The sequence below is a fragment of the Bradyrhizobium sp. 2TAF36 genome (assembly GCF_052114925.1).
GTDB classification, from domain to species: domain Bacteria; phylum Pseudomonadota; class Alphaproteobacteria; order Rhizobiales; family Xanthobacteraceae; genus Bradyrhizobium; species Bradyrhizobium barranii.
Window position 1 is genome coordinate 51442 of sequence record NZ_JBFRFR010000025.1, and the last position, 14478, is coordinate 65919.

Annotated in this window: 16 protein-coding genes and 1 other RNA gene; 9 read left to right on the forward strand and 8 right to left on the reverse strand. The window is 63.4% G+C overall.

From position 1 onward, the window contains the following. Positions 1–332 precede the first annotated feature (332 nt). Together AB4Z51_RS15925 and AB4Z51_RS15930 are read left to right on the forward strand one after the other, a co-directional pair. A complete protein-coding gene (locus tag AB4Z51_RS15925) occupies positions 333–599 on the forward strand; it encodes a hypothetical protein (protein ID WP_063981607.1) in 267 nt (88 codons plus the stop codon). Positions 600–761: 162 nt separating this feature from the next. After that, the gene (locus AB4Z51_RS15930) at positions 762–1517 is read left to right on the forward strand and encodes an outer membrane protein (protein WP_441497640.1); all 756 of its coding nucleotides are present in this window, start codon (positions 762–764) and stop codon (positions 1515–1517) included. Positions 1518–1611: 94 nt separating this feature from the next. Here the strand turns inward: AB4Z51_RS15930 and AB4Z51_RS15935 are convergent, their stop codons facing one another. Then, positions 1612–2235 (reverse strand): helix-turn-helix domain-containing protein, encoded by a 624-nt coding sequence (locus AB4Z51_RS15935; RefSeq protein ID WP_244623079.1) that lies wholly within the window; start codon positions 2233–2235, stop codon positions 1612–1614. A 505-nt stretch (positions 2236–2740) separates the two neighbouring features. Between AB4Z51_RS15935 and AB4Z51_RS15940 the strand changes: the two genes are divergently transcribed. Beyond that, a complete protein-coding gene (locus AB4Z51_RS15940) occupies positions 2741–3028 on the forward strand; it encodes a DUF3551 domain-containing protein (RefSeq protein WP_080586562.1) in 288 nt (95 codons plus the stop codon). Positions 3029–3225: 197 nt separating this feature from the next. Here the strand turns inward: AB4Z51_RS15940 and feoB are convergent, their stop codons facing one another. The 7 genes from feoB to ssrA all read right to left on the reverse strand — a co-directional run bounded on the left by feoB (position 3226) and on the right by ssrA (position 8765). After that, positions 3226–5097 carry a ferrous iron transporter B gene (feoB, locus tag AB4Z51_RS15945; protein WP_085399734.1) on the reverse strand — a complete coding sequence of 624 codons (1872 nt, stop codon included), beginning with the start codon at positions 5095–5097 and terminating at the stop codon, positions 3226–3228. Between the two features lie 23 nt (positions 5098–5120). Then, positions 5121–5396: a FeoA family protein gene (locus AB4Z51_RS15950; protein WP_014493043.1), complete on the reverse strand. Its 276-nt coding sequence runs from the start codon at positions 5394–5396 to the stop codon at positions 5121–5123. Between the two features lie 115 nt (positions 5397–5511). Then, positions 5512–5766, reverse strand: coding sequence for a ribbon-helix-helix domain-containing protein (locus tag AB4Z51_RS15955; RefSeq protein WP_014493044.1), 255 nt, complete (start codon positions 5764–5766; stop codon positions 5512–5514). After that, positions 5763–5951: a DUF4169 family protein gene (locus AB4Z51_RS15960; RefSeq protein ID WP_063981611.1), complete on the reverse strand. Its 189-nt coding sequence runs from the start codon at positions 5949–5951 to the stop codon at positions 5763–5765. Before AB4Z51_RS15960 ends, AB4Z51_RS15955 begins: the two co-directional genes overlap by 4 nt. Positions 5952–6229: 278 nt before the next feature. After that, complete coding sequence (gene fumC / locus AB4Z51_RS15965; protein ID WP_441497641.1) at positions 6230–7678, reverse strand: class II fumarate hydratase; 1449 nt, start codon at positions 7676–7678, stop codon at positions 6230–6232. Positions 7679–7767: 89 nt separating this feature from the next. Next, entirely contained in the window at positions 7768–8286 is a 519-nt protein-coding gene (locus AB4Z51_RS15970; protein ID WP_085399733.1) for an SspB family protein, read from the reverse strand. 114 nt (positions 8287–8400) lie between these two features. Further along, positions 8401–8765, reverse strand: a transfer-messenger RNA (tmRNA) gene (ssrA, locus tag AB4Z51_RS15975). Between the two features lie 96 nt (positions 8766–8861). On the opposite strand from ssrA, the gene AB4Z51_RS15980 reads away from it, so the two are divergent. The 6 genes from AB4Z51_RS15980 (at position 8862) to AB4Z51_RS16005 (ending at position 14477) form a co-directional block, all read left to right on the forward strand. Next, on the forward strand, positions 8862–9491 hold the full coding sequence (locus tag AB4Z51_RS15980) for a chromate transporter (RefSeq protein WP_085399732.1): 630 nt from the start codon (positions 8862–8864) through the stop codon (positions 9489–9491). Next, entirely contained in the window at positions 9488–10018 is a 531-nt protein-coding gene (locus AB4Z51_RS15985; RefSeq protein WP_063981614.1) for a chromate transporter, read from the forward strand. The genes AB4Z51_RS15980 and AB4Z51_RS15985 overlap by 4 nt, the downstream gene beginning before the upstream one ends. A gap of 94 nt (positions 10019–10112) precedes the next feature. Then, complete coding sequence (locus AB4Z51_RS15990) at positions 10113–10874, forward strand: tripartite tricarboxylate transporter TctB family protein (RefSeq protein WP_063981615.1); 762 nt, start codon at positions 10113–10115, stop codon at positions 10872–10874. 7 nt (positions 10875–10881) lie between these two features. Next, positions 10882–12396, forward strand: a complete 1515-nt coding sequence (locus tag AB4Z51_RS15995; protein WP_085399731.1) for a tripartite tricarboxylate transporter permease — start codon at positions 10882–10884, stop codon at positions 12394–12396. Between the two features lie 135 nt (positions 12397–12531). Further along, on the forward strand, positions 12532–13512 hold the full coding sequence (locus AB4Z51_RS16000) for a tripartite tricarboxylate transporter substrate binding protein BugD (RefSeq protein ID WP_071910509.1): 981 nt from the start codon (positions 12532–12534) through the stop codon (positions 13510–13512). Between the two features lie 170 nt (positions 13513–13682). Next, on the forward strand, positions 13683–14477 hold the full coding sequence (locus AB4Z51_RS16005; protein ID WP_085399730.1) for a thymidylate synthase: 795 nt from the start codon (positions 13683–13685) through the stop codon (positions 14475–14477). Position 14478 lies beyond the last annotated feature (1 nt).

Here is a 14478-nt window from a genome sequence, read left to right on the forward strand (position 1 = left end):
CGGTTAAGCCGAACGGCCTTGGAACGAACTCTCAGATCGGCGCCGGGTTCCCTGCTGATGGGGTGGCGGTCGGCCCTGATCACGGCGCCGATCCAGCCCGAAGACGGTATCGCATCGCCATTCGCGGGACGGAGACGGTCGGGAGCCGGATGTCACTGAAGCCGATGATGCCATCGTGCTCCTGTGTTGCCCGACGGGTCAACCGACCCTCAGTTCGCGACCCGGCGCGTCAAGCGTTCGCAGTCAAGTCGCTGCTTGATCTGAATCAAACAGGCGGATGACAGCCGCACCACAACGCGAGTCCAGGGACTGGTGACATGTTGGTGTGCGCAATGAGTCCGACCTGGTACGTCACCTTCGAAGTGCAACGGCGAGGCGTTCTGCCGAGACAACGAAGTCCGCGCGAGACGAAGACCTTCGCGACTGAGCATGAAGCCAAGCTGTTTGCGCGCGCCAAGCGCGATGAGGGACTTTCCGTCTTTGCAGGCACGATCAACCCGCACCTGCCGAAGCGGGTGATCCCATCCTCCGGCATCGGCGCGTGGCTTGCTGACGAACAGGACGGTGCTGGAGCGCACGGCACTTCAAAGACTGACTAAGCACTCTTCTGTGCATAGCGATGGCGTTTGAGTGTTGCCATTTTGGTACGGGCCCAAAATCCCCTCGCGCGTAAACTTCAGGATGTTCGCAAGCTTTATGCACGCCAGCCTGCATTAGGGCTCGCTTCTGACGAAAGAAATTTGAGCAAAGGGGACGAAACGATGAAAAAGCTTTCGATCGCGGCGATCGGCTTCGCGGCGCTGAGCATGGCGGCTCCGGCCATGGCGGCCGATATGGCCGTCAAGGCGCCGCCGCCGGCACCGGTGGTGGCGGTTTACAACTGGACCGGATTTTACATCGGCGCCAACGGAGGCTGGGGGCAGAGCCACGGTTGCGTCGATTTGATAACGCCCGCAGGCAACGTCGCAAGTGGTTGCGCCGATCGCTCCGGAGGCCTCGTCGGTGGACAGATCGGGTATCGCTGGCAGACCAATCAGTTCGTGCTCGGCCTGGAAGCTCAGGGTGATTGGGCCGAGATCAAGAACACACGCGTCAGCGTGATCGATCCGTTTATCTCGACCACGGGCAAGACCGATGCGATCGGGCTGTTCACGGCTCAGCTCGGTTGGGCATGGAACGCCTCACTGCTCTACGTGAAGGGCGGCGCCGCCGTGACGCGCAATCGCTTTGACATCTTCAACAATGTCACCGGCGTCGGCCTCGCCTCGGCAGGTCACACGCGCTGGGGCGGTGCCCTGGGTGTCGGCTGGGAGTATGGCTTCAGCCCGAACTGGACGGTCGGTGTCGAATACGACCACCTCTGGATGGGGCGTGACAACACCTCCTTCGCAGGCGTGGTCACACCCGGTGGGTTCACCCTCACCGGCAGCGGTGTCACCMAGGATATCGACATGGTCACGGTTCGCGTGAACTATCGCTTCGGCGGTTATGGTGCTGGTTATGGTGCTCGCTACTGAGCCTGTGTCTTCCCAGTGACTTCAGGCCCCGGCATGGACCGGGGCCTTTTTCATGGGAAGCGCGAAAACGCGAGGATGTCCGCCGCTTCCGGCGTCAGTTCCGACGGTCGAACCCGGCGAGTTGTTGTCTGTCCAAGAGCACGATGTGACGCTGGTTCTTGTCGATGAAACCGAGGATCCCAAGCGCGCGCAAATGCGAGAGAGATCGCGAGACGGTCTCGAGCGTCATACCGAGATAATCCGCGATGTCACGCCTCGACATCGGCAGCGCGAGGACGCCTGCGGCCGTGAGCCGCCTGTCCATTTCGATCAGAAAGGCAGCAACCCGCTCCAGCGACGTCTTGCGTCCAAGCAGCAGCATGTGGTCCTCGGCATGCCGGAGATTCGTCGTGGTCATATGGAGCAGGCTTCCGGCCAAGGTGCCGTCGCTCCCGGCAACAGCGTCGAGGCTCTCCCGCCTGATCAGCCGCACGGTCGTGTCCGTCACCGCTTCCGTCGTGAAGCGATGGACACCGCCATTCGTCAGCCCGAAGGTGTCGCCGGGAACATGAAACGCATTGATCTGCCGGCGCCCGTCGGACAGCAGCTTGTAGCTTCGTACTGTGCCTGACTTGACCTGGTAGATGTATTCGGCGGGCTCCTTCTCGCCGTAGATCTCGCTGTCGCGCCTGTAGGTGAATTCGCGCAGGCTGACCACCGGATTCGAGGCGGCGGTCATTCCGAGTTCGCTAAGAGAATGCGGGCGGGGAAGGGAGACCGGGGTTGCGTGCATCAGCATTGGACCAACTCCTCAATCTCATAGCGATCGGGTTCGTCAGTCGCGGAGCATGTGCTGAAACGGGGACAGTGTCGCGCGGCTCTTGTTGTTCCTGATATCGAGCTTGTTCGAAAGCGGGACGAGTGACTATCGTCCTAAGGTTCATTGTACCAACGGACAGGACGAGGTTTGGCATGTCGCGATACGCCGCCTTGATCTAGCGCAACGTGAGGCCTCGTAAGGTTTCCATGCTTCGATGGCTGGACTTCACCAGCTCACGGAGACAACTATGGATGCAAGACGACTTACTGCGGCAGCAGCCGCATTCGTGTGTGCGGCCTCGTGCCCCCTGCCTTAGATCCGTTGATTTTCGTTGGGACCGCGCGCGCCCAATTGGGTTTGATGTTCGCAGCCAGAAGGCAGGTTGGCGCGCAGCATCCGACGGAACTTAAATCAGGAGATGAAGATGACCCGCCTGCTTTTCGCAATTCTATCGGTTAGCTCAATTCTGGTGTCAGCAGCCTCGATCTCGTCCGCGGCCGAACGCCAGTATCGCCATGGCAACGTCGCCCCGGGTGTTCCTAATAGCTACTGCTTGCAGGGGCGGATCTGGGGATACCCAGGCAATTGCCAATTCGCGACCTATGAGCAGTGCATGGCAACCGCTTCAGGGATCAGTGCCTATTGCGGCGTCAATCCGAGCTACGCCTTCGCGCATCAGTATGACCCTCGCGGTCAGTGGTATCCGCGCTAGCGGATCTCTATCCCGATCCTGATCCCGGTCTTGGCAATTCTTCGACGATACCATTGTGCCAGTGTTTTGCCCGACGGTGCAACCGGCGCGCATTAGTCCTTGGCCCGGGTGGTTTTTGCAAATGCGTAAGCCATTGATTTCACAACCCACGTCTACTGTGCATGGGGTTGTTTTCGCAGTTTTGGTTTGAGGGGGCCTTATCCCGCCCCTAACGCGACCGCGACGTTGTAGGTCAGGAGGCTCGCGGCATAGGCGAGCACCAGCATGTAGAAGAAGGTCACGGCCATCCAGGTCCAGCTTCCGGTCTCGCGCCGGATCACGGCGAGCGTGGATGCGCATTGCGGGGCGAAGATGTACCAGGCCAGCATCGACAGCGCGGTCGCGAGCGACCATTTCGTCGCCAACACCTGGCCGATCTGCTCGGCCGCTTCCTTGCCGCCTTCGATCGCATAGACGGTGCCGAGGGCTGCGACCGCGACCTCGCGCGCCGCCATGCCCGGGATCAGCGCGACCGCGATCTGCCAGTTGAAGCCGACGGGGGCGAGCAGGGGCTCGAGCGCCTTGCCGATGATCGCGGCCAGGCTGAAGTCGATCGCCGGCTCGGTGGCGCCCGCGGGCGGCTGCGGGAACGAGGCCAGAAACCAGATCAGCACCATCATCGAGAAGATCGTGGTGCCGGCGCGGTGCAGGAACATTTTCGCCCGCGTGTAGACGCCGATCGCGATCGATTTCAGCCGCGGCATCTTGTAGTCCGGCAGCTCCAGCATGAACGGCGCCGGCGCATAGTCGCGCAGCATGAAGAATTTGATCAGGAACGAGACGACCAGCGCGCTGGTGATGCCGGCGGCGTAGAGGCCGAACATCACGAGGCCCTGGAGGTTAATGAAGCCCCAGACGTCCCTGGCCGGAATGAAGGCCGAGATGATCAGCGTATAGACGGGAATGCGCGCCGAGCAGGTCATCAGCGGCGCGATCAGGATCGTGGTCAGCCGGTCGCGCTTGTTGTCGATCACGCGCGTCGCCATGATGCCGGGAATGGCGCAGGCAAAGCTCGACAGCAGCGGAATGAAGGCGCGGCCGTGCAGGCCGGCGCCGCCCATGATGCGGTCCATCAGGAACGCGGCGCGCGCCATGTAACCGAAGTCTTCCAGCAGCAGGATGAACAGGAAGATGATGATGATCTGCGGCAGGAACACGATGACGCTGCCGACGCCTGAGATCACGCCGTTCTGAAGGAAGCTCTGCAGCAGGCCGGCGGGCAGGGTGGCGTGCACGAATTCGCCGAGCGCGTCGAAGCCGTTGTTGAGCAGGTCCATCAGCGGCTGCGCCCAGGCGAACACCGCCTGGAACATCACGAACAGGATGAGAGCGAGCACGATCAGGCCGCCGACCGGATGCAGCACAACGGCATCGATCCGCGCGGTCCAGGTGTCGGGCCGGCTTGGCAGGCTGACGCAGTCGGCGATGATGCGGTCGGCCTCGCGCTGGGTGGCGCGCAGCTCGGCGACGCTGAGCGCGCGCCAGCTGTTCTCCCGCGGCTCCGCGGCGAGTTTCGCCGAGATCTCGTCCGTCAGCGCCAACAGGTCGGCCGTGCCGCTCTTGCGCACCGCGATCGAGGTGACCACGGGCACGCCGAGCTCCTTGGCGAGCCGCTCCACGTCGACGGTGATGCCGCGCCGGCTCGCGATGTCGAACATGTTGAGCACGAGGATCATCGGCCGGCCGGTGCGCTTCAGCTCCAGCAGCAGGCGGATGGTCAGGCGCAGATTGGTCGAGTCGGCCACGCACAGCACGAGGTCGGGCACGGTCTCGCCGGACGCCTTGCCGAGCACGAAGTCGCGGGTGATCTCCTCGTCCGGGCTGCGGCCGCGCAGCGAGTAGGTGCCGGGGAGGTCGACCACCGAGACCTGGCGTCCCAGGGGCGTAACGAAGAAGCCTTCCTTGCGCTCGACGGTGACGCCGGGATAGTTCGCGACCTTCTGTCGGCTGCCGGTCAGCGCGTTGAACAGCGACGTCTTGCCGCTGTTCGGCGTGCCCACCAGGGCGAGATGCAGCAGAGGAGCTTCCATGGGATCAGATTTCCGGTCGCTATCTAGGCGACAATGATGGCCATGGCTTCACGACGGCGGACCGCGATCGTGATGTTGTCGACACGGACGGCGATCGGGTCGCGCCCGACCAGGCCCTCGTGCAGGACCTCGACCCGGGCGCCCTCGACGAAGCCGAGCTCGATCAGCCGGCTCTCGAGCTCGATGTCCGAGAGCGCCGAGCCGGCATCCCCGGCAGAAAGGTGTTGGATGACGCCGATATAGCCGCGCTGGGCCAGGCCCAGCGGCATCCGCGAACGCGTGTCATTGGTGTCGGTCATGCCCTGTATTTTCAACGCAGGGCAGTGAGGTCAAGCGCGCGGGTCGGCTGAAACTGCACCTTAGAGTGATTTTAAAGTGCAGAACCGTGAGGCGCCGTTGGAGGACGCCCAACGGCTACTGGGCCGGGACCTTTTCCGGCTGGATGGCGGCCATGGCGCGGCTCTTGAAGTAGTCGAGGACGAACAGGCGGATCGCCGAGGACAGATTGCCCTGCTGGCGGTTGCCGTCGATCTCGCCGACCAGCTCGGACAGCGTCATGTTGCGCAGGCCCGAGATCTCCTTCATGCCGTTCCAGAACGCCTCTTCCAGGCTGACGCTGGTCTTGTGGCCGGCGACCACGATCGACCGTTTCACCACGGGCGACTTCATGACTGATCCTCGCGATCGATCTGATGCTGGTCCAGATGCGCCTTCGCCTGGTCCGCGCGCGTCTCCTCCGCCGACCGCTCCGCCTTCGTGCGGCCGAACTTCGCCCGGTTGACGTCCGCCTGCTTCGCCGTGGCTTCCCGCTCGGCGCGCTTCCTGAAACGATTCAGGTTGATGACGTTCCCCATGCCGCGTCTCCATCATCCGCTCCTCTTCTGGCAGGATGAAACATTCAGAAACTGGGTGCCGTGTTGCGCCCTATGAGACTTGATCGCCATTCGCTCGTCCTCGTCAATTGGCCCCTCGGGCCATCAAACGATGAATTAGCCCCGTCAAAGGGCAGAGAGGCCTGCGTAGCACGCCGCCTCGCCACAACATTGACGGTAATCAAATCCCGGCCCTTAGGCCTTATATTTATGAGCCCCAGGGCACCGTATCATTACGGATGACTATCGGAATTCGGAATTCATCCAGGCCGCGTCATTTTCTCCGGCTGCACCAGCCGGTCGAACTCGTCGGCTGAGACGAAGCCGAGCCGCAGCGCCTCCTCCTTCAGCGTGGTGCCGTTGGCATGCGCGGTCTTCGCCACCTTGGCGGCGTTGTCATAGCCGATCTTCGGGGCGAGCGCGGTCACCAGCATCAGCGAGCGCTGCATCAGCTCCCTGATGCGCTTTTCGTCGGCACGGATGCCGCTGACGCAATGTTCGGTGAAGGAGCGCGCGGCGTCCGCCATCAGCCGGATCGAGTGCAGCATGTTGTAGGCGAGCACGGGCTTGTAGACGTTGAGCTCGAAATGGCCCTGGCTGCCGGCGACTGTGATCGCAGTGTGATTGCCGAACACCTGGCAGCACACCATCGTCATCGCTTCGCACTGCGTCGGGTTGACCTTGCCGGGCATGATCGAGGAGCCCGGCTCGTTCTCCGGCAGGATCAGCTCGCCGAGGCCCGAGCGCGGGCCCGATCCGAGCAGGCGGATGTCGTTGGCGATCTTGAACAGGCCTGTCGCGACGGAATTGATGGCGCCGTGCGCCAGCACATAGGCGTCGTTCGAGGCCAGCGCCTCGAATTTGTTGGCGGCGCTGGTGAAGGGCAGCTTCGTAATCCCGGTAACGTGCTTTGCGAACAGTCTTGCGAAGCGCGGCTTGGAGTTGAGGCCGGTGCCGACGGCGGTGCCGCCCTGGGCCAGCGGATAGAGGTCCTTCACCGCGACCTTGAGGCGGGCGATGCCGCTTTCGACCTGCGCGGCGTAGCCGGAAAATTCCTGGCCGAGCGTCAGCGGCGTCGCGTCCTGGGTGTGTGTCCGCCCGATCTTGACGATTTTTGCGAACTCTTTCTCCTTCTTTCGGAGCGCGCGCAACAGCTCGCCGAGGGCAGGGACGAGATCGGCATTGATGCGGCTTGCGGCCGCGATGTGCATCGCGGTCGGGAACGAGTCGTTCGACGACTGGCTCATGTTGACGTGATCGTTGGGATGCACCGGCTTCTTGGCGCCGAGCTCGCCGCCGAGCAGCTCATTGGCGCGGTTGGCGATGACCTCGTTGAGGTTCATGTTGCTCTGCGTGCCCGAGCCGGTCTGCCACACGACCAGCGGGAAATGATCGTCCAGCTTGCCCTCGATCACCTCGCGCGCGGCGCGGATGATGGCATTGGCCCGGCGCTGGTCGAGCAGGCCGAGCGCGAGGTTGGATTGTGCGGCGGCGAGCTTGACGATCCCGAGCGCATGCACGAGCTCGATCGGCATGCGGTCGATGCCGATGCGGAAATTCTGGCGCGAGCGTTCGGTCTGCGCCCCCCAATAGCGATCGGCGGGGACCTCGATGGGACCGAAACTGTCGGTCTCGGTGCGGCTGGCGGGGCGGRCAGTCTTCGAGCGAGCAGTCTTCGAGCGAGCAGTCTTGGCCATGAGCACATCCATTCTGCGGCGCGGAATTCCGCGCAGCCTCTTCATGTGCTCTTCTATATCGGCAGTTTGGCCGGGCGCGACCGTTTCGGGTCCAACCTAGATCATTTCTTGCGGAAACGATCGAGCCGCACCACCTCAGCGCCGCCCTGGTTCGGGGCGGTCGGCTCCTCGGCGCTTTCCGCCGGTTCACTGGCAGGTGCGGGCACCGCGACGGCCGACGGCGCGGGAGCGGCCGGCAATGTCTCGGGCGAGACCTCGGCGACATCGGAGGTGTCGAACTGGAGGCCGAACTTCACGGACGGATCGAGGAAGCTCTTGATCGCGCTGAACGGCACGATCAGCCGCTCCGGAATGCCGCCGAAGGACAGGCCGACCTCGAAGCGGTCCTCAAGCACGGTCAGATCCCAGAACTGGTGCTGGAGGATGATCGTCATCTCTTCCGGATATTGCGCCAGGAGCCGCGACGACAGCTTCACGCCCTCGGCCTTCGACATGAAGGTGATGAAGAAATGGTGCTCGCCCGGCAGTCCATGGGACGCGGCATCGGTCAGCACCTTCCGCAGCACGCCGCGCAGCGCGTCGCGGGCCAGCACATCGTATCGGATATGATCGGTCGCCATGGTGGTCCTGTTGCATTCCAGGAGTTGGGCCCTGCCGGCCCGACTCGCCAAGCCGCAATAGTACCGCGCCTGACGGGTCAGCAGGAGTCCCCGCCGGAAAGGAAATAAGAGGTAAGTGGAGGCTTCTGTTGCCAGGTGCCTCCGAACCCCGCCTAACGGAGCTTAACCCGTTAGGACTTCAGAATGGTCTTTCAAACTGCGTTACGCAGCCTGAGCAACCGGAGCAAAGTTGTCGTTGGCAACTATTGCATAGCCCGATAACGGCGGAACAATACCGAGAAAAAGAACGCCCTTTACGCCCTCGTCGATCCTATTTCGCCCCCGCCAAAGCCCGCTCTGGGTGAGCCCGCTGGTGGGCTTTGGTGGAGGCGCCGGGTACCGCCCCCGGGTCCGAATGGTTTATTGCGACGACCGTTTATTTCCATAGCCGGCGAACCGGCACCCCCAATATAGGGGGCAAAGGTTTCAAATGACAGGTGTTTCGAGCGGCGATCCCACGGTTCCCTTTGGATAGGTCCCGGGCGGGCCTCGGTATGATCTTGGCCCTGGGACGGCCAGCGTTCTAAGCTCCTGACATGTCCACGGATTCAGCACCGGCCGCCCAAGAGCCGGATCAAGAGCCAGATCAAGAGCCGGACCATCCAGCCGCCCACGCTCCTCCGCCCGGCCTCGTCGCGTTGTTCCTGGCCTTCGCCCGGATGTCGTTGGCCGGCTTTGGCGGGGTCCTGGTGTTTGCCCGCCACGCCATTGTCGATCAGCACCGCTGGATGACGGCGGACGAGTTCAACGAGACCTTTGCGCTCTGCCATTTCCTGCCCGGGCCCAACATCGTGAACCTGTCGATGGTGTTCGGGTCGCGGCTGCGCGGCATCGCCGGCGGCGTTGCCGCCTTTACCGGGCTGTTGCTGCCGCCGACGGTGATCATGACCGTGCTTGCGATCATCTACGCCCGGTTCGGCGATGTGGAGGTGCTGCGCCGGATCCTCGCGGGCATCTCCTGCGCGGCGGTCGGGCTGCTGATCGCGGTGGTCTTCCGCATGATGATGCCATTGCTCAAGCGGATGGACGTCGTCGTGCTCATTCTCATGCTCGGCGTGTTCGTTGCGATCGGCGTGCTTCGCCTGCCGCTCCAGGCGGTGCTGCTGGTCGCGATTCCCATCAGTATCGGCGTCACATATTGGGTGCGGCGGAAGGTAGCAGTATGAACAGCGAAAACCCGATCTGGGCGCTGATCTCCACCTTTGGTCTAATGTCGTTGTTCGCAGTCGGCGGCGCTGCGGCGGCGGTGCCGGAGATGCACCGCATCGCAGTCGACGTGCATCACTGGATGACCGAGAAGCAGTTCGCCGACGCCTATGCGATCGCACAGCTCTCGCCAGGTCCGAACGTACTTATCGTCACGTTAATCGGCTATGCCGTCGCCGGCATCCCCGGCGCGCTGGCGGCGACGCTGGCGATGTGCCTGCCGACGGCGCTGCTTGCCTATTATGTCAGCCGTCTGCTGAGCCGGCCCAGCCAATCGCGCTGGCCCGCCTTGATTCAGACTGCACTGGTTCCGCTATCGATTGGATTGATGGCAGCCAGCGCCCTGATCCTGGCCCAGTCGACCGATCGCACCTTTGCTGCGCTGCTTCTGACCGCGGCGGTTGCAGTGCTCGCGTCCGTCTCGCGCATCAATCCACTCTGGCTTCTGCTCGCCGGAGGCCTGATTGGTTTTGCTGGCATTGTGTAATGAAAATCGCTAGGCAGTGATCCGGGCGGGGGATCCTTTTCCAGCCGATTAGAACAACAGTGCTCGTGACTTAGGAGTCGCGGAGGAGACAAGCATGGCCGACACGATGGGCCACTCGGCGACTGCCACCCGAAACACCTCGGTGGCGATCGGCTTCTGCCTGCTGGCGATCGCGCCGCAGATTTTCGAATTCATCTGGTCGATCGGGACGATCTTCGGCTGGGGTGCCGGGCGCGGCCCACTGCAGGTCGTAACCGGCCATGCGACGGCGCTGCTCGCCGGCGCGCCCAGTGCCATATTCGGATCGTTCGGTGCCGGCACCAAGAAGGCATCATCCGATGTGCTGCTGGCCCTGATCTATTCCTATCCACTGTTTGCAGTGGCGATCCTCACGCTGTTCATGACGATCCGGTCGGCGCAGGACTATGTCGGCGGCGTCATCCTGATGGCGCTCGCCCTGTTCGCGCTGTGGGCGTCGAGCGATCTGCAGGGCATGCGCGGCTTCTCCTTCGGCGCCGGCACGGCGCCGCGGATGTTCGGTGGATTGCTGGTGGCCTTGTCGGCCGGCATCGCCTTGACCGGCCTTTTGACCGATGGGCCGGCGATGGCCCATTATTCCTGGCGCGGGCCTCTGTTCGTGATGGTCGCGATCCTGTTTTTCGCGCTGGCGATCCGGCCACTCGGCCTCGTGGTCACGGCCTTCGTGAGCTTCATGATTGCGGCGCTGGGCTCGCATGAGACGCGCTGGCTGGAGGCCGCCATCGTCGGCGCCTGCCTGACGCTCGGCTGCGCAATCCTGTTCCCGTACGTGCTCGGGTTGCCGATGCCGATGTTCCCGCGTTTCCTGGTTCAGTGAGGGTGTAATGGAGCTCTTTGCCAACCTCGCTCACGGTTTTGCCGTCGCGTTCTCTCCGATCAACCTGCTGATGTGCCTGATTGGTGCCCTCGTGGGCACGCTGGTCGGCGTGTTGCCGGGCATCGGCACCATCGCGACGGTCGCGATGCTGCTGCCGATCACTTTCGGCCTGCCGCCGGTCGGCGCGCTGATCATGCTCGCCGGCATCTATTACGGCGCCCAGTATGGCGGCTCGACGACGTCGATCCTGGTCAACATACCCGGTGAGGCGACATCGGTCGTCACCGCCATCGACGGCCACCAGATGGCCAAGCAGGGCCGTGCCGGCCCGGCGCTGGCGATCGCCGCGATCGGCTCGTTCTTCGCCGGCTGCGTTGCGACCGTTTTGATCGCCGTCCTCGGCGCGCCGCTCACGAAGCTCGCGCTGGCGTTCGGTCCGGCCGAGTATTTCTCGCTGATGGTGCTCGGCCTGATCTTCGCGGTGGTGCTGGCCAAAGGCTCGGTGCTGAAGGCGATCGCGATGATCGTGTTCGGCCTGCTGCTCTCGATCGTCGGCTCGGACATCGAGACCGGCGCCTCGCGCATGGCCTTCAACATTCCGGAGCTCGCCGACGGCCTCGGCTTCGCGACGGTAGCGATGGGTGTGTTCGGCTTCGCCGAGATCATCCGTAACCTCGACGCCGGCGCCGAGATGAACCGCGATCTGGTGCAGCAGAAGATCACCGGCCTRATGCCGACCAGGAAAGACCTGGTCGATTCGGCGCCTGCGATCCTGCGCGGCACGGTGCTCGGCTCGATCCTCGGCATCCTGCCCGGCGGCGGCGCGGTCATCGCGTCGTTTGCGGCCTATACGCTCGAGAAGAAGCTCGCCAAGAACCCGTCGCGGTTTGGCCGCGGCGCGATCGAGGGCGTGGCGGGGCCGGAAAGCGCCAACAACGCTGCGGCGCAGACATCGTTCATTCCGCTGCTGACGCTCGGCATCCCGCCGAACGCGGTGATGGCGCTGATGGTCGGCGCGATGACCATCCACGGCATCGTGCCGGGCCCGCAGGTCATGCAGAAGCAGCCGGATCTGGTCTGGGGCATGATCGCCTCGATGTGGATCGGCAATCTGATGCTGATCATCATCAACCTGCCGCTCGTCGGAATCTGGGTGCGGCTGCTGCGCGTGCCTTACCGGCTGATGTTCCCCTCGATCGTGATCTTCTGCGCGATCGGCATTTACTCGGTGAACAACGCACCGGTCGACGTCATTCTCGCGGGCGTCTTCGGTCTGGTCGGCTACTGGCTGATCAAGCACGATTTCGAGCCGGCGCCGCTGCTGCTCGGCATGGTGCTCGGACCGCTGATGGAAGAGAACCTGCGTCGTGCGCTTCTGATCTCGCGCGGCGACTGGAGCGTGTTCCTGACGCGTCCGTTGTCGGCGGTGCTGTTGGCGATCGCGGCGTTTCTGCTGATCCTCACGGTCCTGCCCGTGCTGCGCGCCAAGCGCGACGAGGTGTTCACCGAATCCGAGAACTGACCGCGCCTGCGTCGTCGCGGCGCCCTGCGTCCGCACGCCGCATTCGGAAGTCGAATCGACTTGTGTGACCGCTTCGTGAAATGAAAATGCCGGCCCTGTGGCCGGCATTTTTGTTTTACGTCCGAGGGGATCGAGATGACTTCCATTCGCGCGCTTGCGGGCGCATGTGCCGCAGCGTTCGCATCGTTGTGCGGCTTTGTCGCACCGGCGGAGGCGCAGACCTATCCGACGCGCAGCATCACCATGATCGTGCCGTTCGCGGCCGGCGGACCGACCGACGTGATTTCGCGCATCGTCACCGGGCACATGGCGCAGACGCTCGGACAGAGCATCATCATCGAGAACGTGGTCGGCGCCGGCGGCACCACCGCGACCACGCGCGCTGCGCGCGCGGCCAATGACGGCTATACGCTCATTACCGGGCATATGGGCACGCATGCCGCCTCCGTGCCGCTCTATCCGAAACTCGCCTACCATCCCGAAAAGGATTTTGAGCCGGTCGCGCTGCTCGCGGGCACGCCGATCCTGATCCTGGCGCGCAAGGACTTTCCGCCGAAAGACCTCAAGGAGTTCGTCGCCTACGTGAAAGCGAACGCCGAGAAGGTCAATGCCGCGCATGCCGGCGTCGGCTCGGTCTCGCACGTCTCCTGCGAGCTCCTGCACTCGATCCTCGACATCAAGCCGGTCGGCGTGCCCTTCAACGGCACGGGCCCCGCGATGAATGCGCTGGTGGCCGGACAGGTCGACTACATGTGCGACCAGATCGTCAATGCGGTGCCGCAGATCAATGCCGGCACCATCAAGGCCTATGCGATCGCGACGGCCGAGCGCAATCCGTCGCTGCCGAACGTGCCGACCACGGCGGAGGCCGGCCTGCCTGCGTTCCAGGCCCAGGCCTGGAACGCGATGTTCGCGCCGAAGGGAACTTCGCCCGCGATCATTGCGAGCCTGAATGCCGCCGCCATCAAGGCGCTCGACGACGAGACCGTGAAGAAGCGCCTGCTCGAGCTCGGTAGCGTCATTCCGGGTCCCAAGGACCGGACGCCGGAGGCGCTGGCGACCCTCGTCAAGAACGAGATCGCGAAGTGGACCCCGGTGCTCAAGCCGGCAACTTAACGAGCACTTTCAAGCCGATAGGCGAGGGGCGGGACGCAAGTTCCGCCCCTTGTTGTTTGCACCGGGAACAGTCACTTTTCGGGGTATAATGGGGTTAAACAGCGAATCGCTGCTGTCGTAGCGCGGGGCGCGCCGTTAAGTTCGCCGCCTCCCCAAAGGCTCAATGGCACATGCACCAGTATCAGGACCTGCTCGAGCGGATTCTTTCAGACGGCGCCGAGAAGACCGACCGGACCGGCACCGGCACGCTGTCGGTGTTCGGCCATCAGATGCGCTTCAACCTGTCTGCCGGCTTCCCGATGCTGACCACCAAGCGGCTGCCGCTGAAGGCGATCGTGCATGAGCTGTTGTGGTTCCTGAAGGGCGACACCAACATCAAATATCTGCGCGACAACGGCGTCACCATCTGGGACGAGTGGGCCGATGCCAATGGCGATCTCGGGCCGGTCTATGGCCATCAATGGCGTTCCTGGCCCACGGCCGACGGGCACAGCATCGACCAGATCGCCAATGTCATCGACATGATCAAGCGCACCCCGGATTCTCGCCGGCTGATCGTCACCGCCTGGAATCCCGCCGACGTCGAGAAGATGGCGCTGCCGCCCTGCCACCTGCTTTTCCAGTTCTATGTCGCCAACGGCAAATTGTCGTGCCAGCTCTATCAGCGCTCGGCCGACGTCTTCCTCGGCGTGCCCTTCAATATCGCTTCCTACGCGCTGCTCACCATGATGGTGGCGCAGGTCACGGGATTGAAGCCCGGCGACTTCGTGCATTCGCTCGGCGACACCCATCTTTATTCCAATCACCTGGAGCAGGCGAAGCTCCAGCTCACGCGTGCGCCGCGGACGCTGCCGGTGATGCGGATCAATCCTGATGTGAAGGACATCTTCTCCTTCCGTTACGAGGATTTCGAGCTCGTCGGCTACGATCCGCATCCGCACATCAAGGCGGAAGTCGCGGTCTAGC

Excerpts from the sequence above, each read along its gene's own strand:
- AB4Z51_RS15925 (WP_063981607.1), top strand. The coding sequence starts at position 333 with ATGAGTCCGACCTGGTACGTCACCTTCGAAGTGCAACGGCGAGGCGTT.
- AB4Z51_RS15935 (WP_244623079.1), bottom strand. The coding sequence starts at position 2,235 with ATGACCGCCGCCTCGAATCCGGTGGTCAGCCTGCGCGAATTCACCTAC.
- AB4Z51_RS15940 (WP_080586562.1), top strand. The coding sequence starts at position 2,741 with ATGACCCGCCTGCTTTTCGCAATTCTATCGGTTAGCTCAATTCTGGTG.
- feoB (WP_085399734.1), bottom strand. The coding sequence starts at position 5,097 with ATGGAAGCTCCTCTGCTGCATCTCGCCCTGGTGGGCACGCCGAACAGC.
- AB4Z51_RS15950 (WP_014493043.1), bottom strand. The coding sequence starts at position 5,396 with ATGACCGACACCAATGACACGCGTTCGCGGATGCCGCTGGGCCTGGCC.
- AB4Z51_RS15955 (WP_014493044.1), bottom strand. The coding sequence starts at position 5,766 with ATGAAGTCGCCCGTGGTGAAACGGTCGATCGTGGTCGCCGGCCACAAG.
- AB4Z51_RS15960 (WP_063981611.1), bottom strand. The coding sequence starts at position 5,951 with ATGGGGAACGTCATCAACCTGAATCGTTTCAGGAAGCGCGCCGAGCGG.
- AB4Z51_RS15970 (WP_085399733.1), bottom strand. The coding sequence starts at position 8,286 with ATGGCGACCGATCATATCCGATACGATGTGCTGGCCCGCGACGCGCTG.
- AB4Z51_RS15980 (WP_085399732.1), top strand. The coding sequence starts at position 8,862 with ATGTCCACGGATTCAGCACCGGCCGCCCAAGAGCCGGATCAAGAGCCA.
- AB4Z51_RS15985 (WP_063981614.1), top strand. The coding sequence starts at position 9,488 with ATGAACAGCGAAAACCCGATCTGGGCGCTGATCTCCACCTTTGGTCTA.
- AB4Z51_RS15990 (WP_063981615.1), top strand. The coding sequence starts at position 10,113 with ATGGCCGACACGATGGGCCACTCGGCGACTGCCACCCGAAACACCTCG.
- AB4Z51_RS16000 (WP_071910509.1), top strand. The coding sequence starts at position 12,532 with ATGACTTCCATTCGCGCGCTTGCGGGCGCATGTGCCGCAGCGTTCGCA.
- AB4Z51_RS16005 (WP_085399730.1), top strand. The coding sequence starts at position 13,683 with ATGCACCAGTATCAGGACCTGCTCGAGCGGATTCTTTCAGACGGCGCC.